This window comes from Streptomyces sp. TLI_171 (assembly GCF_003610255.1).
Lineage (GTDB): Bacteria > Actinomycetota > Actinomycetes > Streptomycetales > Streptomycetaceae > Kitasatospora.
Genome location: NZ_RAPS01000001.1, coordinates 4,769,797 through 4,791,147 on the forward strand (window position 1 = coordinate 4,769,797; position 21,351 = coordinate 4,791,147).

At 75.0% G+C, this 21,351-nt stretch carries 14 protein-coding genes; 11 read left to right on the plus strand and 3 right to left on the minus strand.

Features of this window, described 5'->3' with window-relative positions; all coding sequences use genetic code 11:
- The first annotated feature begins 100 nt into the window (after positions 1 to 100).
- Complete coding sequence (locus BX266_RS21830; protein ID WP_099902318.1) at positions 101 to 1,018, plus strand: NAD-dependent epimerase/dehydratase family protein; 918 nt, start codon at positions 101 to 103, stop codon at positions 1,016 to 1,018.
- 13 nt (positions 1,019 to 1,031) lie between these two features.
- Here the strand turns inward: BX266_RS21830 and BX266_RS21835 are convergent, their stop codons facing one another.
- Positions 1,032 to 3,791, minus strand: coding sequence for a lysylphosphatidylglycerol synthase transmembrane domain-containing protein (locus BX266_RS21835; RefSeq protein WP_259464792.1), 2,760 nt, complete (start codon positions 3,789 to 3,791; stop codon positions 1,032 to 1,034).
- Positions 3,792 to 3,924: 133 nt separating this feature from the next.
- Here BX266_RS21835 and BX266_RS21840 point away from each other — a divergent pair, with 133 nt between their 5' ends.
- The 4 genes from BX266_RS21840 (at position 3,925) to BX266_RS21855 (ending at position 12,256) form a co-directional block, all read left to right on the plus strand.
- Positions 3,925 to 4,269, plus strand: a complete 345-nt coding sequence (locus tag BX266_RS21840; RefSeq protein ID WP_259464793.1) for an MGMT family protein — start codon at positions 3,925 to 3,927, stop codon at positions 4,267 to 4,269.
- 114 nt (positions 4,270 to 4,383) lie between these two features.
- On the plus strand, positions 4,384 to 7,656 hold the full coding sequence (locus tag BX266_RS21845) for an ATP-dependent DNA helicase (protein ID WP_099902322.1): 3,273 nt from the start codon (positions 4,384 to 4,386) through the stop codon (positions 7,654 to 7,656).
- Positions 7,643 to 10,828 carry an ATP-dependent DNA helicase gene (locus tag BX266_RS21850; RefSeq protein ID WP_099902324.1) on the plus strand — a complete coding sequence of 1,062 codons (3,186 nt, stop codon included), beginning with the start codon at positions 7,643 to 7,645 and terminating at the stop codon, positions 10,826 to 10,828. Before BX266_RS21845 ends, BX266_RS21850 begins: the two co-directional genes overlap by 14 nt.
- Before the next feature lie 195 nt (positions 10,829 to 11,023).
- A complete protein-coding gene (locus BX266_RS21855; RefSeq protein ID WP_099902326.1) occupies positions 11,024 to 12,256 on the plus strand; it encodes a PP2C family protein-serine/threonine phosphatase in 1,233 nt (410 codons plus the stop codon).
- A gap of 29 nt (positions 12,257 to 12,285) precedes the next feature.
- On the opposite strand, the gene BX266_RS21860 is transcribed toward BX266_RS21855, so the two are convergent.
- Positions 12,286 to 13,197 (minus strand): endonuclease/exonuclease/phosphatase family protein, encoded by a 912-nt coding sequence (locus tag BX266_RS21860; protein ID WP_218969259.1) that lies wholly within the window; start codon positions 13,195 to 13,197, stop codon positions 12,286 to 12,288.
- A gap of 90 nt (positions 13,198 to 13,287) precedes the next feature.
- Between BX266_RS21860 and BX266_RS21865 the strand changes: the two genes are divergently transcribed.
- The 6 genes from BX266_RS21865 (at position 13,288) to BX266_RS21890 (ending at position 20,926) form a co-directional block, all read left to right on the plus strand.
- The gene (locus BX266_RS21865) at positions 13,288 to 13,905 is read left to right on the plus strand and encodes a PadR family transcriptional regulator (RefSeq protein WP_099902328.1); all 618 of its coding nucleotides are present in this window, start codon (positions 13,288 to 13,290) and stop codon (positions 13,903 to 13,905) included.
- A gap of 16 nt (positions 13,906 to 13,921) precedes the next feature.
- Positions 13,922 to 14,686, plus strand: a complete 765-nt coding sequence (locus BX266_RS21870; protein WP_099902330.1) for an ABC transporter ATP-binding protein — start codon at positions 13,922 to 13,924, stop codon at positions 14,684 to 14,686.
- Positions 14,683 to 17,508 carry an ABC transporter permease gene (locus BX266_RS21875; protein WP_099902332.1) on the plus strand — a complete coding sequence of 942 codons (2,826 nt, stop codon included), beginning with the start codon at positions 14,683 to 14,685 and terminating at the stop codon, positions 17,506 to 17,508. Before BX266_RS21870 ends, BX266_RS21875 begins: the two co-directional genes overlap by 4 nt.
- Positions 17,509 to 17,600: 92 nt before the next feature.
- Positions 17,601 to 18,998, plus strand: a complete 1,398-nt coding sequence (locus BX266_RS21880; RefSeq protein ID WP_099902334.1) for a dipeptidase — start codon at positions 17,601 to 17,603, stop codon at positions 18,996 to 18,998.
- A 37-nt stretch (positions 18,999 to 19,035) separates the two neighbouring features.
- On the plus strand, positions 19,036 to 19,977 hold the full coding sequence (nudC, locus tag BX266_RS21885; protein ID WP_099902336.1) for an NAD(+) diphosphatase: 942 nt from the start codon (positions 19,036 to 19,038) through the stop codon (positions 19,975 to 19,977).
- 169 nt (positions 19,978 to 20,146) lie between these two features.
- Positions 20,147 to 20,926 carry a GntR family transcriptional regulator gene (locus BX266_RS21890; RefSeq protein WP_120314394.1) on the plus strand — a complete coding sequence of 260 codons (780 nt, stop codon included), beginning with the start codon at positions 20,147 to 20,149 and terminating at the stop codon, positions 20,924 to 20,926.
- Between the two features lie 108 nt (positions 20,927 to 21,034).
- Here BX266_RS21890 and BX266_RS21895 read toward each other — a convergent pair whose 3' ends face one another.
- Entirely contained in the window at positions 21,035 to 21,286 is a 252-nt protein-coding gene (locus BX266_RS21895; RefSeq protein ID WP_099902339.1) for a mycoredoxin, read from the minus strand.
- Positions 21,287 to 21,351: the final 65 nt, after the last annotated feature.

The window sequence follows — 21,351 nt, forward strand, 5'->3', positions numbered from 1 at the left end:
CTCGTACGAGAACAGTGTTCTTGACAGTTCGCCCGCCGCTGCGCCAGGCTCGGAGCAGCGCGAGAACACCGTTTTCCCGGATCCCGAGTGGAGCGTCCCCATGAGCAAGCACCTGGTCGTCGGCGCCGGACCGGTCGGCTCGGCCACCGCCCGACTGCTCGCCGAACGCGGCGAGCAGGTCGTGGTGGTCACCCGCACCGCCGCCTCCGCCCGTCCGCTGGACGGCGTCACCCGCCTGCACCTGGACGCCGCCGACCCCGCGGCGCTCACCGCCGCCGCCGAGGGCGCCGCGGTGCTCTACAACTGCGCCAACCCGCCCTACCACCGCTGGCCGGAGATCTGGCCGCCGCTCGCCGCCTCCCTGCTGACCGCCGCCGAACGCAGCGGCGCCGTCCTCGCCACCGTCTCCAACCTGTACGGCTACGGCGCGGTGGACGGGCCGATGAGCCCCGACACGCCGCTGCGGCCGAACTCCGCCAAGGGCGAGGTGCGGGCCGCGATGTGGCGCGACGCGCTCGCCGCCCACCGGGCCGGGCGGGTGCGGGCCACCGAGGTGCGCGGGTCCGACTACCTGGGGCCGGGCGCCGTCAGCGCGCTCGACGACCGGGCGTTCTCCCGGGCGCTGACCGGGCGCACCGTCCAGGTGCTCGGCGACCCCGACGCCCCGCACAGCTGGACCTCGCCCGCCGACACCGCCCGGCTGCTGGCCGCCGTCGGCTCCGACGAACGCGCCTGGGGCCGGGCCTGGCACGTGCCCGGCAACCCGGCCCGCAGCCAGCGCGAGGTGATCGCCGACCTCTGCGCGGCCGCCGGGAAGCCCGCCGCCAAGGTCGCCCGCGTCCCCGGCCCGGTGCTGGCCCTGCTCGGGCTGGTCAACCCGACGGTGCGCTCGGTCCGCGAGACGGCGTACCAGTTCGAGCGGCCGTTCGTCATCGACGACAGCGCCTCCCGGGAGGTGTTCGGCCTGGCGCCGACGCCCTGGGAGACGGTGCTCGCCGAGATCGCGGCCGCCTACTAGAGCCGGCCGCCGGCTAGAGCGCGTTCCGCCGCTGCAGCACGTTGTAGGCGATCCAGCCCGGCAGCACCGGGAGCCAGAAGGTCAGCAGGCGGTAGAGGAACACCGCCGGGGTGGCGGCCGTGGCGGGGACGCCCGCCACGGTGAGGGCGGTGATCAGGGCGATCTCGACCGGGCCGATGCCGCCCGGGGTGGGGATCGCCGAGCCGGCCGCGTTGGCGGTCAGGAAGACCACCGCGACGGCCGCGTAGGTGACGTGCCCGCCGCCGCCGAAGGCCTGCACGGAGGCGTCCAGGCAGGCGGTGAAGGAGAGCGTCAGCAGCAGGATGCCGCCGAAGCCGGTGACCAGCTTGCGCGGGGTCTGCATCAGGTCGAGCATCCGCGGGACGACGCCGAAGAACAGCGAGCGGACCCGGGTCACCACGAAGCGCCGCAGCGGGGCGACCGCGGCCACCACCAGGGCGAGCACCGCGGCGCTCAGCACCCCGATGATCACCGCCCGGGAGGCGCCCAGGTCGCCGTTGGTCTGCGAGCCGGTGATCAGACCGAACGCGAACAGCAGCACCAGGTGCCCGCCCAGGCCGGCCAGCTGCGAGGCCCCGACCGAGGCGACCGCCTGCACCGGGCGGATGCCGGCCCGCTGCAGGTAGCGGGTGTTCAGCGCGATGCCGCCGACCGCGGCCGGGGCGACCAGCTTCACGAAGGAGCCGGCCACCTGCGCGGCCACCGTCCGCCCGAACGGGAGCCGTTCCGGGACGAAGCCGGTCAGGCTCATCGCGGCGGCCACGTAGGAGACCGCCGCGGCGGCCAGCGCGGCCGCCGCCCAGGCCCAGTTCATCTGGGAGACCTTGAACTGGTCCGGCCGGATGGTGGTCAGCGCCAGGTAGGCGGCGAAGGTCAGCGCCACCACCATGATCAGCGTCTTCGGCTTCAGCCGCTCCAGCTTGGCGGGCGCCATCGGCGCCTCGGGGGCGATCTGCAGGATCTCCGCCCGGATCTTGGACAGCAGGTCCTCGCCGGCCTGCGCGATGTCCTCCTCCGCCTGCTGCTGGGTGCGCTCGCCCGCCGCGACCTGCTTGAGCGCCAGCGCCTGCGCGGCGGCCTTCCGCTCCTTGGTCATCCGCTGGAGGTCGCCGCGGGTCTGCCGGCTCAGGCCGACCGGCTGCAGCAGCGGCAGCGCCTCGGCGATCCGGGTCGGGCCGAGCACCGCGGTGGCGACCGCGACCGAGCGCTCGGGGCCGATCCGCAGCGCGAAGGTGGTGAGCAGCTGGGCGACGTCGATGCGCAGCGTCAGGTCGCCGGCCGCGATGTCGCCGCCGGACAGGTTGGTCAGGCAGCCGGTGCGCTCGTCAACCACCAGCAGGGACTCGCCGGTGAGCCGGCGGTGCGCGATCCGGCGCTCGTGCAGGGTCGAGACGGACTCCCAGAAGGAGGCCATCACCTCGTCGGTGACCTCGTCGTCGGCGAGCTCGTCCAGGGTGCGGCCGGCCACGTTCTCGTAGACCAGGATCGCGGCGTCCGGGCCCAGCTCGGAGGTGGCGACCAGCTGCGGGGCGCGGGCCCCGGAGGCGGCCGCGGCGTACGCGATCAGCGCCTCCTGCTCCAGTGCCTGGCGCAGCGACTGCGGGCTGCGGCGGACCGCGACCGAGCGCAGCCGCAGCCGCCGCCAGGCCCGGTAGAAGAACCCGGAGGCCTGCTGCTCGCGGTCGATGATGTGGACGTCCAGCAGCGGCCCGGTCTGCTGGGTGACCAGGTAGCGGCGGGTGCCGCCGGGGGCGTCGGGGGCGAGGTGCGCGGCGGACGGGGCGAAGCCGACCTTGCGCAGGCCGATCATCAGGTGCTGCCCGGTGGGCCGGATGTTCGGCGAGCCGATCGCGTACAGCGTGCCGTACGCCACCGACCAGCCGATCAGCACGGTCAGCAGCAGCGACAGCGGCGTGGTGTTGCCGTTGATCAGCTCGGCCGCGCCGGAGAGGATCACCACCACCCACAGCGCGACCCGCCAGCGCGGGCGGCTCGACATGCCGACGGCCGTCATGTAGGCGATCACCGGCGCGAGGTAGCCGTGCACCGGGTCGGTGAGGGTCTCGCTGCCGGGCGAGTTCTGGGTCAGCGCGTTGCGGATCTCCTCGGGGGCGCTGGCGGCCACCCACCAGTCCACGCCGAGCGAGACGCCGTACGCGAGCACCGAGGCGAGCACGCCGTCGGCGACCCGCAGGCCGTCGCGTTTGATCAGCCGCTCGACCGCGAAGACCAGCGGCACCGTCAGCACCGCGATGGAGGACACCAGGGCGGCGATCTTCGACAGCACGCCGGGGATCCGGTTGGCGTTGACGGTGATGTCGTTCTCGATGCCGGTGGTGGTGGAGACCGCCACCTGCGCTAGCACGAACACCGCGATGATGCCGAGCAGGCCCGCGAGGAAGCGCAGCAGGTCGGACGGCCGGTGGGCGCGCGGCGCCAGCAGCGGTTCGTCGACCGCCAGGTACTCGCCGGCCGGCTCCTCGGCCGGCTCCTCGGCCGGCCGGTCCGCGCGCCGTTCCGGCCGGTCGTCGGACCCTTCCGGACGCTCGGGCGGCCGGTCCGGTGCGTCCGGACGGTCCGGACCGTCGTCCGGCGGCAGCTGTGGGGCCACCGCTTCCTCCCCCGTGTGGTGCGCGTCCCGCGCCCGGTGGCGCAGGTCGACCGGCGGGGCGTGGTCGCCCCGGCGGGCGGAACCGTCGGTGGCGGACTCCCCGGAGTCCTCGTCCACGTTCAATTCTGCCGTCCCGGTCATCTGGTCTTGTTCCTCGTGAGTCGCACTGCCCCGAAGATGCTGCCATGCCCGGAACCCGGGTGCGGGGCAGGGGCCGCATCCCGCGCGCCGGGTCGCCCGCACGGGGTGCTGGAAATCGACCGGATGGGGAAGAATGCGTCGGATGACCGAGCCGATGGACGTGCCCGAGATCCCGCCGTTCGCGGAGGCGGTGCTCGACCTCGCCGAGCGGATCCCGCCGGGCCGGGTGATGACCTACGGCGACGTCGCCGAGTACCTGGGCCGCGGCGGGCCCCGCCAGGTCGGCCGGGCGATGGCCCTGTACGGCGGCGCGGTGCCCTGGTGGCGGGTGATCCGGGCGGACGGCCGGCCGCTGCCCGGCCACGAGCACCGCGCGCTCCCCGAGTACCGGTCCGAGGGCACCCCGCTGCGCACCGTCGGCGGCGAACCGCGGGTCGACCTGCGGGCCGCGCGCTGGGACGGGACCGCGGGAGCCTGACCGGGAGAGGTGCGCCGGAGGGGTCTGTGGGTGCAGGATCGTAGGCTCGATGCGGCGGGCGCCACCCCACGGCCACCGCCCGCCACCTGAACCGCCGTACGACCCTGGACCGCAGTGACCTCACCGTTCCGCCTGGTGCGCAGCCCCCTCGCGCAGCCCGACCCGCCCGTGCTGGACGAATTCCAGCGGGCGGTGGTCGCGCACGCGTCGGGGCCGCTGCTGGTGCTCGCGGGTCCCGGCACCGGCAAGACCACCACGCTGGTCGAGGCGGTCGCCCGGCGGGTGGCCGACGGGACGCCGCCCGACCGGGTCCTGGTGCTCACCTTCAGCCGCAAGGCCGCGATGGAGCTGCGCGACCGGATGACCGCCCGGATCGGCGCCACCGCCCCGCAGGCCACCACCTTCCACTCGTTCTGCTACGCCCTGCTGCGCGCCCACCAGCCGCCCGAGGAGTACGCCGAGCCGCTGCGCCTGCTGTCCGGCCCCGAGCAGGACGTGATGGTCCGCGAACTGCTGGCCGGCGGCGCCGAGGACGCGAAGGCGGGCACCGCCACCATCGGCTGGCCGCTCGACCTGCGGGCCTGCCTGACCACCCGCGGCTTCGCCGACGAAGTCCGCGCGGTGCTCGCCCGCAGCCGCGAACTCGGACTGGGCGAGGCGGAGCTGGAGCGCTTCGCGCAGGCCGTCCAGCGCCCCGACTGGGCGGCCGCCGCGCACTTCCTGGCCGAGTACCTGGACGTGCTGGACCTGCGCGGCGTGCTCGACTACGCCGAACTCGTGCACCGCGCCGTGCTGCTCGCCGAACGCGAGGACGTCGCCGCGCAGCTGCGCGAGCGCTACGACGTGGTGTTCGTCGACGAGTACCAGGACACCGACCCGGCCCAGGTCCGGCTGCTGCAGCGGCTCGCCGGCGGCGGCCGGGACCTGGTCGCGGTCGGCGACCCCGACCAGTCGATCTACGCGTTCCGCGGCGCCGACGTGAACGGCATCCTGGAGTTCCCGCACGCCTTCCCGCAGGCCGACGGACGGCCCGCCGAGGTCAAGGTGCTGCGGGTGTCCCGGCGCTCCGGCGCGGTGCTGCTGGCCGCCTCCCGGGAACTGGCCCGCCGGATGCCGATGGGGCGGCTGCCCGCCGACAAGCTCGCCGCGCACCGCGCCCTGCTGCCCTCCCGCGAGGGCGGCGCCGTCGAGGTGTACACCTACCCGACGCCCGGCGCCGAACTCGACTCGGTCGCCGACCTACTGCGCCGCGCCCACCTGGAGGACGGCGTCCCCTGGGGCGAGATGGCGGTGCTGGTCCGGGCCGGCTCCCGGACCATACCGGCCGTCCGCCGGGCGCTGGCCGCCGCCGGCGTGCCGCTGGAGATCGACGGCGACGACCTGCCGCTGCGCGAGGAGACCGCCGTCGCCCCGCTGCTGCTCGCGCTGCGGGTCTGCGCCGAGGGCGAGGGCGCGCTCACCGCCGACCTCGCGCACACCCTGCTCACCGGCCCGCTCGCCGCCCTGGACGGCTCCGACCTGCGCCGCCTCGGCCGGACCCTGCGCGAGGAGGAGCGCCGGGCGCTCGCCGAGGAGGGCGCGCCCGGGGTGGTCCGGCCCGCCGAGGAGCTGATCCGGGAGGCGCTGGAGCAGCCCGAGTTGCTCGCCCTGCTGGACGCCCCCTACGCCCGCCGCGCCTACGAGCTGGGCGTGCTGCTGCGCAAGGTCCGCGAACTTCTGGCGGGCGGCGCGTCCGGCGAGGACGCGCTCTGGGAGCTGTGGGACGGCTCCCGGCGCTGGCGCGAGCGCCTGGAACGGGCCGCGCTGCGCGGCGGGCCCGGCGGCCGCAACGCCGACCGGGACCTGGACGCGCTGTGCGCCCTGTTCGAGACCGCCGCCCGGGCCGAGGAGCGGGTCTCCGGCCACCGCGGCGCCCTCGACCTGCTCGCGGAGGTCGAGGCGCAGGACATCGCCGCCGACACCCTGCACGTGCGCGCCGTCCGCCCCGACGCGGTGCGGCTGATGACCGCGCACCGCTCCAAGGGCCTGGAGTGGCGGCTGGTCGTCGTCACCGGCGTCCAGGAGGGCCTCTGGCCGGACCTGCGCCGCCGCGGCTCGCTGCTGGAGGCCGACCGGATCGGCCGCGACGGCCTCGCCGAACCGTTGTCGGCGGCCGCGCTGCTGGCCGAGGAGCGCCGGCTGTTCTACGTCGCCGCCACCCGGGCCAAGGACCGCCTGGTGGTCACCGCCGTCAAGGCCCCCGCCGAGGACGGCGACGAGCCGTCCCGGTTCCTGCGCGAGCTGTACCGGGAGACCGTCGACCCCCGCACCGGGCGGGTGCTGGAGCGCACCCCGCAGGTCCGGGTCGCCGAGGTCACCTCCCGGCCGCGCCGCCCGCTGTCGGTGCCCGCACTGGTCGCCGAGCTGCGCGCCGTCACCGTCGACCCGGCCCGCTCGCCGCAGCTGCGCCGGGCCGCCGCCGAACGCCTCGCCACCCTGGCCGCCGCCCTGGACGAGGAGGGCCGCCCGCTGGTCCCGGCCGCCCACCCCGACCAGTGGTGGGGCCTGGTGGACGCCACCGCCGCCCCGCAGCCGCTGCGCGAACCCGACGCGCCGGTCCGGCTGTCCGGCAGCGGGCTGGAGCAGCTGGAGTCCTGCGCGCTGCAGTGGTTCCTGGAGAAGGACGTGAAGGCGGGGCGGACCGCCTCCGCCGCCCAGGGGTTCGGCAACGTGGTGCACGCCCTCGCCGACGAGGTCGGCTCCGGCCGCACCCCCGCCGACCTGGCCGTGCTGATGGAACGGCTGGACACCGTCTGGGACGCCCTCGCCTTCGACGCCCCGTGGAAGTCCCACCAGGAGAAGGCCGAGGCCCGGGCCGCCCTGGAGCGCTTCCTGCGCTGGCACGTGCTGGAACGGGAGCGCACCACGGTGGCCACCGAGCACCCCTTCGACCTGACCCTGGACGTCGGCGGCGTCGCGGTGCGGATCCGCGGCTCGATGGACCGGGTGGAGACCGACGCGGTCGGTCGCGCGTACGTGGTCGACTTCAAGACCGGCAAGCAGATCCCGACCGAGAAGTCGCTCCCCGACCACCGCCAACTCGCGGTCTACCAGCTGGCGGTGCGCGGCGGCGCACTCGCCGACCTGCCCGGCTTCGAGGACGGCGCCACCCCCGGCGGCGCCGAGCTGGTGCACCTGCGGGAGCCCGCCAAGGGCGACGCGGAGGCGCCCAAGGTGCAGCAGCAGCTGCCGCCCGAGGGCACCCCGTGGATCGAGGAGCTGCTGGTGGAGACCGCCGGGAAGGTCCTCGCCGAGAAGTTCACCCCCACCGCGGGCGAGCGCTGCGGCCGCTGCGCCTTCCGCAGCAGCTGCTCCGCGCAGCGGGACGGCCGGCATGTCGTCGACTGAGCCGCTGCAGCACCCGGCCCAGCTCCGCGAGCTGCTCCAGATCCCGTTCAACGGCGAGCAGTTGGCGGCCATCGGGGCGCCCATGGAGCCCGGCGTGATCGTGGCCGGCGCGGGCTCCGGCAAGACCACCGTGATGGCCGCCCGGGTGGTCTGGCTGGTCGGCTCCGGCGCCGTCCGCCCCGAGCAGGTGCTCGGCCTGACCTTCACCAACAAGGCCGCCGGCGAACTCGCCGAACGCGTCCGGGCCTCGCTGCTGCGGGCCGGCGTCCGCGAGGAGGAGGACGCGCTCGGCGAGCCGCAGATCTCCACCTACCACGCCTTCGCCGGCACCCTGCTCAAGGAGCACGGCCTGCGCCTCGGCATCGAGCCGGACGTCCGGCTGCTCGCCGACGCCACCCGCTTCCAGCTCGCCGCCCGGGTGCTGCGCCAGGCCCGCGGGCCCTACCCGGCGCTGACCGGCACCTTCAGCTCCCTGGTCGCCGAACTGATAGCGCTGGACTCCGAGTTGGCCGAGCACCTGGTCGAGCCGGAGCAACTGCGGGCGTACGACGAGCAGTTGCTGGACGCGCTGACCTCGGTCAAGCTCAGCAACGAGGACCTACGGGCCGTCCCCAGGGCCGCCCGCGGCCGGCAGGAACTGCTGCACCTGGTGGCGGACTACCGGGCCCGCAAGCAGAAGCTCGGCCTGCTCGACTTCGGCGACCAGATCGCCGCCTCGGCCCGGCTCGCCCAGCAGCGACCCGAGGTCGGCCGGCTGCTGCGCGAGCAGTACCGGGTGGTGCTGCTGGACGAGTACCAGGACACCTCGGTGGCCCAACGCCTCATGCTGGCGGGCCTGTTCGGCGGCTCCGACGGCGCCGGCCACCCGGTCACCGCGGTCGGCGACCCCTGCCAGGCGATCTACGGCTGGCGCGGCGCCTCGGTCGCCAACCTGGACGACTTCCCGCACCACTTCCCGCGCTCCGACGGCAGCCCCGCGTACCGCTTCGCGCTCAGCGAGAACCGCCGCAGCGGCGGCCGGCTGCTCGCCTTCGCCAACGAACTCGCCGCCCCGCTGCGGGAGATGCACGAGGGCGTGGAGGCGCTGCGGCCCGCGCCCGGCGCCGAGCTCGACGGCTTCGTGCGGGCCGCGCTGCTGCCCACCCACGCCGAGGAGGTCGACTGGCTGGCCGACTCGATCACCCACCTGGTCCGCACCGGCACCGCGCCGGGCCGGATCGCGGTGCTCTGCCGGGCAGGCAGCTCCTTCCCCGACCTCCACGCCGCGCTGGTCGCCCGGCAGGTCCCGGTGGAGGTGGTCGGCCTCGGCGGGCTGCTCCAACTGCCGGAGGTGGCCGACCTGGTGGCGGTCTGCGAGGTGCTCCAGGACCCGACCGCGAACGCCGCCCTGGTCCGCCTGCTGATCGGCCCGCGCTGGCGGATCGGCCCCCGCGACCTGGCGCTGCTCGGCCGCCGCGCCGCCGAACTGGTGCGCACCGCCCGGCACGGCGACCAGGACCCCCTCGCCGCCGCCGTCGCCGAGACCGACCCCACCGAGGTGGTCTCGCTCGCCGACGCGCTGGAGACCTTCGTCGACGCCGAACAGCCCGACGACCTGCCGTTCTCGCCCGAGGCCCGGATCCGCTTCGCCCGCTTCGCCCGGGAGATCCGCGAACTGCGCCGGGCCCTCGCCGAACCCCTGATGGACGTGCTGCACCGGGTGCTCGCCGTCACCGGCCTGGAGGTCGAACTCTCCGCCTCCCCGCTGGCGCTGGCCGCCCGCCGCCGGGAGACCCTGCACTCCTTCCTGGACATCGCCGCCTCCTTCGCCGACCTGGACGGCGACCCCGGACTGGCCGCCTTCCTGGCCTTCCTGCGCGCCGCCCAGGAGTACGAGCGCGGCCTGGACGCCGGACTGCCCGGCGGCGAGGACACCGTCAAGGTGCTCACCGCGCACAAGTCCAAGGGCCTGGAGTGGGACGTGGTCGCCGTCCCCGGCCTGGTCAAGGGCGGCTTCCCGTCCGGCCAGGGCCGCGAGCGCTGGACCTCCACCCGCAAGGTGCTGCCGCACGCCCTGCGCGGCGACGCCGCCACGCTGCCCGCCGACCCGGCGTGGAACGCCAAGGGCATGGGGCTGTTCAAGAAGGAGATGGCGCACCACGGCGAGGTGGAGGAACTCCGGCTCGGCTACGTCGCGTTCACCCGCCCGCGCTCGCTGCTGCTGGCCTCCGGGCACTGGTGGGGGCCCTCGCAGAAGCGCAGGCGCGGGCCGTCCGAGTTCCTGACGGCGCTGCGCGCGCACTGCGAGCGGCCCGGCAACGGCGAGATCGAGCACTGGGCCGGGGAGCCCGCCGCGGACGCCGAGAACCCCGCGTTCAGCGCCTCGGTCGAAACGCCCTGGCCGCTGCCGCTGGACCCCGCCGCGCAGCACGCCCGCCGCCGGGTCGCCGAGGTGGTCCGGCGCCGGCTGGCCGGCGCGCCCGCGCCCGAACCCGAGCCGATGGGCGCCGAGGACCAGCGGCTGCTGGCCTCCTGGGACCGCGACCTGACGGCGCTGCTCGGCGAGTTGGAGCGCTCCCGGCGCACCACCCGGGAGGTCGAGCTGCCCGCCTCGCTGTCCGCCTCCCAGCTGATGCGGCTGGCCGCCGACCCGGACGGCTTCGCCCGCGACCTGGCCCGCCCGATGCCCCGCCCGCCCGCGCCCGCCGCCCGCCGGGGCACCCGCTTCCACGCCTGGGTGCAGTCCCGCTACGACCAGCCGCTGCTGCTCGGCGCCGACGCGCTGCCCGGCCTGGACGCCGAAGAGATCGAGGACGAGCGGGACCTCGAACGCCTGAAGGAGGCGTTCCTGCGCGGTCCCTACGCCGGCCGCACCCCGTACCGGGTCGAGGCCCCGTTCCAACTGGTGCTGGCGGGACGGGTGGTGCGCGGCCGGATCGACGCGGTGTACCGGGACGCCGGCCGTGGCGCAGGGTCACCGCAGTACGAGGTGGTGGACTGGAAGACCGGCCGCGAGGACAGCGGCGATCCGCTGCAGCTCGCCGTCTACCGGCTGGCCTGGGCCGAGCAGGTCGGCGTCCCGCCGGAGCAGGTCACCGCCTCGTTCTGCTACGTGCGCTCCGGCCGGATCGAGACTCCGTCAGGACTTCCCGGCCGAAAAGAGTTGAGCGATCTTCTGATCGGGAATAGGTAGAAAAGAGTCACGCAGAGCATTCAACTCGTCACGAGATCACGCGAAACCTGTGCGCCCTGCACGTTTCGTGCCTATTGTGGGGTCGGTAACCGGTCATCCCCCGTACTCCGGCCGCCGTCAGGGCCCCGCCCCTGACCTCCCGTCAGACCCGCAGGTGCCGAGCAGCACCCGCACCTTCCGCTGGAGAGACCGACGTTGAGCGCGACCGGATGGATCAGGGACGTCCTCCACGGCCCCACCCCAGGGCCGGTACCGAACTCCGTCACCGGCACCTGGCCGAGAACCTCGCACGCCCTGCCGCTGATCGGCATGGCGCTGATCGTCTCCCTCGACCTGCTGACCAACAGCCAGGTCACCGTCGAACCCGCCCTGACCGCCGTCCCGGCCCTCGCCGCCGTCGTCTCCCGCCGCACCTGGTACCCCCTGCTGGTCGGCGCCCTCGCCGAGCTCTGCGCCTTCGGCATGGCCTGGTACAACGACGTGCTCGGCCAGTCCGTGCACACCGCCACCGTCGCCGCGATCGTCCTGATCGCCGGCATCGGCCACCTCAGCGCCACGCTGAGGCTCCGTCAGGAGCTCGCCCTCGCCGAGGCGCAGCTGGTCGCCGAGATCGCCCGCCGGGTCCTGCTGCGCTCCGTCCCCGAACGGGTCGGGCCGGTCCGCGCCGCCGTCCGCTACGCCGCCGCGGCCGCGCACGCCTCGATCGGCGGCGACCTGTACGAGGTGGTCAACACCCGGCACGGGGTGCGCGCCGTGATGGGCGACGTCCGCGGCAAGGGCCTCGCCGCCGTCGAGACCGCCGCCGCCGTGCTCGGCGCCTTCCGGGAGGCCGCCCACCAGGAGGCCGCCCTCGACAAGGTGGCCGGCTGGCTCGCCGTCAGCCTCGACCGGGCCCTGCACGAGAACGAGCACCCCGGCGTCGACGAGGAGTTCGTCACCCTGGTGCTGATCGGCGTCCGCCCCGACGGCGTGCTGGAGATCGCCAACTGCGGCCACCCGGCCCCCGTCCTGCTCCGCGGCGAGGACGCCCCGCTGCTGCTCGCCGCCGACGAGACCGTCCCCCCGCTGGGCGTCCTCGACCCCGCCGACGTGCGCCCGCCGCTCCAACTGGTGCAGGCCGAGCCCGGCGACCGCATCCTGCTCTACACCGACGGCGTCATCGAGGCCCGCGACCACCGCGGCGCCTTCTACCCCCTGACGGACCGTCTTCCGCTGCTCGCCGACGGCGGCCCCGTCGACGTGCTGCACCGCCTGCACGACGACGTGGTCCGCCACGTCGGCCACAAGCTCGGCGACGACGCCGCGATGCTGATGCTCCACTTCGACCCGGTCGTGCTCCCCGCGCAGGTGCTTCCCGGCAGGGCCCTTCCCGGCCCGGAGGAGCGGAGCTCCCAGGGGCCCGGGGAGCGGCGGGGGTTCGTGGCGTAGCGGCCACGGGGCCCGGCGCTCCCGAGACCTCAGGTCTCGATCTCGACCACCAGCGGCCGGTGGTCGGAGACCCCGGCGCGCGGCGCCGCCACCGACCCGACCGTGCTCCGCGGAACACCGATCCCCAGGATGTGGTCGAACTGCACCGTCGGCCGGTGGGACGGGTAGGTGGGGGTGCGGGCCAGGTCGTACCAGCCCTGCAGCCTGGTCCGCCGTGCGGTGCGGACGCGTTCGCGCCGCGCCGTGCGCTGGATCGCGTGCGCCGACCCGAGCACCGTGCGCGGCACCGCCCCGATCAGGTTGAAGTCGCCGAGCACCAGGTACGGCTGCGGCAGGTCGGCGATCCAGCGCCGGATCGCGGCGAGCTGGGCGACGTTCCACCCGGGCACGAAGGACAGGTGCGCGGCGACCACGGTGAACTCCCCGCCGGGCCCGGCGAGCACCGCCGCCAGCGCGGCCCGCGGCTCGTCCGGCACCGGCGTCAGCCCGCGCCGCCCGGCCACCCGCAGCGGCAGCCCGAACGGGGCCGGGGCGAACCGGCGGGCCCGCCAGTGCAGCACCGGGAGGCGGGTGAGCAGCGCGGTGCCGTACGAGGGCCGCTCGACCGGGCCGTCCACGTCCTCGGGCCCGTAGACCACCATGCCGGGTTGCACGGGGTCGGTGACCCAGCCGGCCGAGGGGGCGGGGGTGCCGTGCAGGGCGGCGGCGAAGCGCCAGTCGGTGGCGCCCATCGCCTTGGCGGCGACGGCCGCCTGGTCGGTGCGGCCGGAGCGCTCCTGGTGGCGGTCGACCTCCTGGAGCGCGAGCACGTCGGCGTCCAGCGCGGCGACGGCCTCGGCGAGCGGCGCGCCCGGCTCGGCGGGGTAGGGAGCAGGGCTCCCGTCCGGGGCGAGCGGTTGGCCGTGCAGCAGGTTGTACGTGGCGATCCGCAGTGTGGTCACGCCGACGACCGTACCCGGCGGACGTGAACGGGTGGACGTGAACGGGGGCGGCTTGAGCTGCCGCCACCATACCGGGTATACATACTCGGTATGTCGATCCGTCACGGCCTGCTCGCCCTGCTCGACCAGGGCCCGCGCTACGGCTACCAGCTGAGATCCGAGTTCGAGGCCCGCACCGGGGCGACCTGGCCGCTGAACGTCGGCCAGGTGTACACCACGCTCGGCCGCCTGGAGCGCGACGGCCTGGTGGAGTCCGCCGGCGAGGACGACGAGGGCCACCAGTTCTACGCCGTCACCGAAGAGGGACGCAGCGAACTGCGCCGCTGGTTCGACACCCCGGTGCCGCGCACCAACCCGCCCCGCGACGAGCTGGCGATAAAGCTCGCCATGGCGGTGACCGTCCCGGGCGTGGACGTCGCCGCCGTCGTACAGGGCCAGCGCCGGCACAGCATGAAAGCGCTGCAGGACTACACCCGGCTCAAGGGCCGCGCGCTGGCCGCCGACACCGGCTCCGGCGGCGACCTGGCCTGGCTGCTGGTGCTGGAGCAACTGATCTTCCAGACCGAGGCGGAGATCCGCTGGCTGGACCACTGCGAGAGCAGGCTCGGCCAGCACGCGGGACGCGCGGCAGCCGCCCCGCCCGCCGAACCCGCCGACGCGCCGCCCGCCCGCCGTGCCGCCAAGAGCCGCGAACGCGGCCGTCTCTGAGACTCCAGGGGGAGCGATGACCGAACAACTCAGCCCGGCCCAGCCCGTGCTGCACCTCGACCAGGTGAGCCGGGTGCACGGCCAAGGGGCGGCCGAGGTGCAGGCGCTGCGCGCCGTCGACCTCAAGGTGTACCCGGGCGAACTCGTCGCCGTGATGGGCCCCTCCGGGTCCGGCAAGTCCACCCTGCTGACCCTGGCCGGCGGCCTGGACAGCCCGAGCGGCGGCCGGGTGATCGTCGAGGGCACCGTCCTCGGCGACCTCGACCGCAAGCGGCTCGCCGCCGTCCGCCGCCGCGCCGTGGGCTACGTGTTCCAGGACTACAACCTCATACCGGCGCTCACCGCCGCCGAGAACATCGCGCTGCCCCGCGAACTGGACGGCATGTCCACCCGGGCCGCCCGCAAGGAGGCGCTGGCCGCGCTCGACGAGCTCGGCATCGCCGAACTCGCCGACCGCTTCCCCGACGACATGTCAGGAGGCCAGCAGCAGCGCGTCGCCATCGCCCGCGCGCTGATCGGCGACCGCCGCCTGGTCCTCGCCGACGAACCCACCGGCGCCCTCGACTCCACCACCGGCGAATCCGTGCTCGCCGTCCTGCGGGCCCGCTGCGACGCCGGCGCCGCCGCCATGATGGTCACCCACGAGGCCCGGCACGCCGCCTGGGCCGACCGCGTGGTGTTCCTCCGCGACGGCCTGCTGGTCGACGAGACCGCCCGCCAGGACGCCGGCAGCCTGCTGCTCGCCGCCGCCACCAACGCGCGGAAGGGCACCGAGCAGTGAGGCTGACCGCCTGGCGCGCCACCCTGCGGATCGCCCGCCGCGACGCCATGCGCGCCAAGGGCCGCAGCGCCCTGGTGCTGGCCATGATCGCGCTGCCGGTGCTCGGCGTGGCCGGCGCGGACGTCACCATCCGCAGCGCCCAGCTGGAACCGGCCGAGGTGGCCGCCCGCACCATCGGCGCCGCCGACGCCAAGATCGAGATGTCGATACGCGGCGGGAGCCTCACCCAGGCGCCCGACCCCGGCGACGGGACCATCGGCGACCGGCCCGAGCCGGGCAAGCCGCAGACCGCCGAGCAGAAGCGCAGCGCCGACACCGACCCCGCGAAGCTGGTCACCGAGCTGCTGCCCGGCGCCGTCCTGAAGCCGCTGCCCGCCGGTCCGCGCACCACGGCCTCCACCAAGGAGGGCCGGATGACGGTGCAGACCACCGAGGTCGACCTGGCCGACCCGGTCTGGCGCGGCATGATCGACGTGGTGCGCGGCACCGTCCCCGCCAAGGCGGACGAGATCGCCGCCACCCAGGCCTTCCTGGACCAGTCCGGGCTGCGGCTCGGCGACCGCACCTCGGTCCGCGGCCTGGAGTCCACCCCGTTCACCATCACGGCCGTCGCCGAGTACCCGAGCCGGCTCAAGGAGACCGACCTGCTGGCCCGCCCCGGCGCCCTGATCGCCCCGCTGGCGCAGGCCCACCCGGAACAGGCCGGCGACTCCATGGGCGGCGACGCCTGGCTGGTCACGTTGCCCGCCGGGACGACGGTGGACTGGCCGACGGTCCTCGACCTCAACAAGTACGGCTTCGCGGTCACCTCCAGGGCGGTCCTGCTGGACCCGCCGGCCCGCTCCGAGGTGCCGTTCTACAACGACCAGCGGTTCGGCAGCTCCTCGCCCGACAAGGTCGCCGTGGCGGTCGCCGCCACCGTGGTCGGCATGGCCCTGCTGGAGATCGTGCTGCTCGCCGGACCGGCCTTCGCGGTCGGCGCCCGCCGCTCCCGCCGCCAGCTCGGCCTGCTCGCGGCCGGCGGCGGCGACCGCGGCCACGTCCGGGCCGTGGTGCTCGGCGGCGGCGCCGTGCTCGGCGTGACCGGCGCGCTGATCGGCCTGGTGCTGGCCGTGGTGCTGGTCGCGGTGTTCCGCACCAGCGCCGAGGACTTCGCCGGCCGCCGCTTCGGCCACTTCGACCTGCAGCCGCTCGACCTGCTGGCGATCGCCGCGGTCGGCCTGGTCACCGGCCTGCTGGCGGCCGTGGTGCCCGCCGTCCAGGCCGCCCGGCAGGACGTGGTCGCCGCGCTCACCGGCCGCGGCGGGATCAAGCCCGCCAGCCGGATCGTCGCCGTGATCGGCGCCGTCCTGGTGGCCGGCGGCACCGCCCTGGCGCTGCTCTGCGCCGCCGCGGGCACCGCCGTCATCCCCGGCCTGCTCGGCGGCTCGGTGCTCGCCGAGATCGGCATGCTGCTGTGCACCCCGCTGCTGATCGGCCTGTTCGGCCGGCTCGGCCGCTACCTGCCGCTCAGCCCCCGCCTCGCCCTGCGCGACTCGGTCCGCCACCGCGGCCGCACCGCCCCCGCGGTGGCCGCCGTGATGGCCGCCGTGGCCGGCGCCGTCGCGGTCGGCATCTACACCACCAGCAGCACCGAGGAGTCCCGCCGGAACTACCTGCCGCAGGCGCCGGCCAACACCGTCTCGCTGTACGCCGGCTGGGGCCCGACCGCGGACCAGACCCGGCTCCCGGTGATGCGCGACGCGATCGAGGGCGCCATGCCGGGCCTCGGCGAGCGCGCCGACGTCAGCAGCCTGACCCAGGCCGGCGGCTGCGCACCCGGCGCCTCCTGCGGCTACGTCGAGGCGGTGCTGCCGGAGTCCAAGCGGTGCCCGGCCGACCTGGCGCGCACCCCCGAGGAGTACGAGCGGGCGCACAACGACCCCAGGTGCGCCGTCCGCAACGACCGGCGGTCCTTCCAGACCGGCCTGTTCGGCGACACCGTGGTCGGCGACAGCGCCCTCCTGCACACCCTGTTCGGCCTGCACGACCCGGCCGCCGAACAGGCCCTGGCGGCCGGCAAGGTGCTGGTGTTCTGGCCCGACTACGTGCAGGACGGCAAGGTGGTCCTGGAGGTCACCGCCCCGTACCGGGACAACGCGGTGAACAGCAACGACCAGCCGGAGCGGCACCAGGTGCTGGTCGACGCGGTCGAGGTGCACGCGCCCACCCCGTACGGCACCGCGGTGATGAGCCGTCAGACCGCCGAGCGGGCCGGACTCGGCACCCGGGAGGCCGGCTCGCTCTGGCTGCCCGCCGCCACGCCGTCCGGCAAGGCGATCCAGAAGGCCACCGGCTCGCTCGCCAAGCTCGACGACAACGCGATGCTCCAGGTCGAGCGGGGCTTCCAGCCGGACACCGACCTGGTGACCCTCGGCCTGACCGTGTTCGCCGCCCTGGTGGCGCTCGGCGCGGCCGGCATCGCCACCGGCCTGGCCGCCGCCGACTCCCAGCAGGACCTGGCCACGCTGGCCGCGGTCGGTGCGAACGGCGGCATCCGGCGCCGGCTGTCCGGCTTCCAGTGCGGAGTGATCGCCGCGATGGGCGCGGTGCTCGGCCTGCTCTGCGGCGCCGTCCCGGCGATCGCGCTGCGCCTGTTCCAGGCGCAGAACCGGGTCACCTACTCCGGCCACGGCTCGGTGGAGAAGCAGCCCTTCGACCCGGTCATCGCGGTCCCGTGGACCGAGCTCGGGCTGATGCTGGTCGGCCTGCCCGCCGTCGCGGTGCTGCTCGCGGCGCTGCTCACCCGGTCCCGGCTCGGGCTGACCCGGCGGACCGCCTGACCGCGCCGGGCCGCCCGGGAAGGGGGTGACCGTGCTCACGGCGGGGGGAGGCCGTGGGCACGGACCCACCCGGGCGAACTAAAGTCGTCCGTATGACGAAAACCCCGGACAGCGCCGTCCGCTCCTTCATCGACCAGCACGAGGACGCCTTCCTGGCCGACCTCGCCGACTGGCTGCGCATCCCCTCCGTCTCCGCCGACCCGGGCCGGACGAAGGAGGTCCGCCGCTCCGCCGAGTGGCTGGCCGACAAGCTGCGCGGGACCGGTTTCCCGGTCGCCGAGGTGTGGGAGACGGACGGGCTGCCCGCGGTGTTCGCCGAGTGGCCGTCCGGCGAGGAGGGCGCGCCGACCGTGCTGGTCTACGGCCACCACGACGTGCAGCCCGCCGCCCGGGAGGACGGCTGGGACACCGATCCGTTCACCCCGACCGTGGTCGGCCGCCGGCTGTACGCCCGCGGCGCCGCCGACGACAAGGGCCAGGTCCTCTTCCACACCCTCGGGGTGCGCGCCCACCTCGCCGCCACCGGTCGCACCGCGCCCGCGGTCAACCTCAAGCTGCTGGTCGAGGGCGAGGAGGAGTCCGGCTCGCCGAACTTCGCCGCCCTGGTCCGCCGTGAGGCCGAGCGGCTGGCCGCCGACGTGGTGATCATCTCCGACACCGGCATGTGGTCCGAGACCACCCCGACCGTGTGCACCGGCATGCGCGGCCTGGCGGACTGTCAGATCGACCTGTACGGGCCGGACAACGACATCCACTCCGGCTCCTTCGGCGGCGCCGTCCCCAACCCGGCCGACGTGGCCGCCGCCCTGGTGGCCGGCCTGCACGACGCCGACCGGAAGGTCGCCGTCCCCGGCTTCTACGACGGCGTCGTCGAACTCACCGACGAGGAGCGGGCGCTCTTCGCCGAACTGCCCTTCGACGAGGCGCAGTGGCTGAAGGTCGCCAAGTCGTACGGCACCCAGGGCGAGGCCGGCTACTCCACCCTGGAGCGGGTCTGGGCCCGCCCGACCGCCGAGGTCAACGGCATCTGGGGCGGCTACACCGGCCCCGGCGGCAAGACCATCGTCCCGGCCGAGGCGCACCTGAAGCTGTCCTTCCGGCTGGTCGCCGGGCAGGAGATCGAGAAGGTCAGGGAGGCCGTCGCCGCCTGGGTTTCCGCCCGGGTCCCGGAGGGCATCCGGTACGAGATCGTCTTCCCCGGCGCGACCCGCCCGTGCCTGACGCCGCTGGACCACCCCGCCCTGCAGTCCACCGTCCGGGCGATGGGGCGCGCCTTCGAGCAGAGGATCCTGTTCACCCGCGAGGGCGGTTCCGGCCCGGCCGCCGACCTGCAGGACGTGCTGGGCGCGCCGGTCCTGTTCCTCGGCATCTCGGTGCCCTCGGACGGCTGGCACTCGATCAACGAGAAGGTGGAGCTCGACCTGCTGCGCAAGGGCGTCGAGACGTCCGCCTACCTGTGGGGCGACCTCGCCGAGAACTTCCGCCGATGATCCTCCCCGACCACTGCCCCACTGACCGCGAACCGGGATGGACGAGTTGAGCAGCGCCCCTGACACCAAGCACCTCGCGCTGACCCGCGCCGGGGTGGACCGGGCGGCGCACCGCCGGCTCGACGAGCCCTGGCTGGCCGCCGCCTGGAGCCACCCCACCACCCGGGTACTGCCGATCGCCGGCGGCGAGGTCTTCGTGGTGGACACCGACGGCGGCTCCGAACTGGTGCTGCTGCCCTCCTTCGAGGCCCCGGAGACCGGCGACCGGTACTTCCTGGGCACCGACGACGACGGCGTCCACTACTTCGCGCTGGACTGCGAGTCGCTGCCCGGCCGGCTGGACGGCGACGCCCGCCCGGCCGGCCTGCGCGAGGTCGGCGGCACGCTCTCCACCCGCGACTCCGGACTGCTGGTGCACGCCGTCGCCCTGGAGCACTGGCACCGGCTGCACACCTTCTGCTCCCGCTGCGGCCACCGCACCGAGAAGGCCGGGGCCGGCCACCTGCGCCGCTGCACCTCCTGCGCGGCCGAGCACTACCCGCGCACCGACCCGGCGGTGATCATGCTGATCACCGACACCGAGGACCGCTGCCTGCTGGGCCGTCAGGCGCTCTGGCCGGAGGGCCGCTGGTCCACCCTGGCCGGGTTCGTCGAGCCGGGCGAGTCCATCGAACAGACGGTGGCCCGCGAGGTGCTGGAGGAGGCGGGCGTCCGGGTCGCCGAGGTGGAGTACGTGGCCAGCCAGCCCTGGCCGTTCCCGTCCAGCCTGATGCTCGGCTTCCTCGGCCGGGCCCACCCCGAGGGCACCGACATCACCGTGGACGGCGAGGAGCTGTCCGAGGCCCGCTGGTTCACCCGGGAGGAACTGCGGGCCGGGATGGCGGCCGGCGAGATCCTGCCGCCGTCCGGCATCTCCATCGCCCGCTACCTGGTCGAGCTCTGGTACGGCGAACCGCTGCCGGCGGCCGCCCGCTGGTGAACCGGGTCTCGGGGGCGTGCGGAGCACTCCGCACGCCCCCGTGGTGCATCCGCCGAAAAGGTTCGCCCGCGCCCGGAACGTTTTCCGCCGGGTTTCCCGACGGCGGATTCCATCCGCGGTTGGCGCATTCCGCTGAAACCGCGCGAGCGCACTGGCTACATTCACACGCGTGACGATCCCCCGCGGCGCCGCCTCCCCGCCCAAGTACCAGCGACTCGCCACCGACCTGCGCCGTCGCATCGACTCCGGCGAATGGGAGGGCGGCGGCCGGCTCCCGGTCGAGAACGAGCTGGAGGAGCAGTACGGGGTGGCCCGTAACACCGTCCGGCTGGCCGTCGACGTGCTGGTCAACGAGGGCCGGGTGGTCCGCGTCCAGGGCAAGGGCACCTACCTGCGCCAGCGCGCCCGGCACGACCACCGGGTGCACCTGCGCCCGACCCGCCGCGGGCCGCTGACCGCGGCCGGCCCGACCTACGCCGCCGAGGCCAGGCAGGCCGGCCGCAGCCTCACGGTGGACTTCGAGGTGTGGGCGGTCCGGGCCCGCCGCGACATCGCCGACTGGCTCGGACTGCGGCCCGAGGACACCGTCATGATGCGCCGTCAGCTCTGCCGGGTCGACCAGGAGCCGTACGCCATCGAGGAGAGCCACTACCGGGCCGGCCTGGCCGCCGGCACCCCGCTGATGACCGACCGGCCGGTACCCGGCGGGGACGAGCGGATACTGGCCGAACTCGGCCGCGCCGAGACCTCCGCCACCGACCACCTCACCGCCCGGATGCCGGACCCGGCCGAGGCCGCCTGGTTCGGCCTCGGCCCCGGCGTGCCGCTGCTGGTCAACACCCGGATCAGCAGCGACCGGCGCGGCCCGATCCGGGTGGTGGAGACCCGCTACGCCGCCGACCGGGCCCGGCTGCTGTACGAGCTCGGCGAGGCCCCCGCGGCCGGCTGAAGCCGGAAAGCGGAATCGGCCGGCATTCCGACCGGCGCCGGAATGCCGGGCGCGGTGGGAATGCCGACCGAATGCGATCGGAGGTCGGCGGAATCCGACCGGAATCGATCAGACCAGGGCGGCCTGCACCTGGCGCAGGCTCGGGTTGGTCATCACGCTCTGCTCGCCTGCGGCGGAGACCACCACGACCGTCGGCACCGTCTGGTTGCCGCCGTTCACCGACTCCACGTAGGACGCCGAGGCCGGGTCCTGCTCGATGTTGATCTCCTTGTACGCGATGCCCTCGCGGTCCAGCTGGCTCTTGAGGCGGTTGCAGTAGCCGCACCAGGTCGTGCTGTACATCGTGACGGTGCCGGACATGGCGAGGGACTCCTTCGGTCGACGGATCGGCGGTCTCACAGCCGCCGGTTCAACACCCGGCGGGC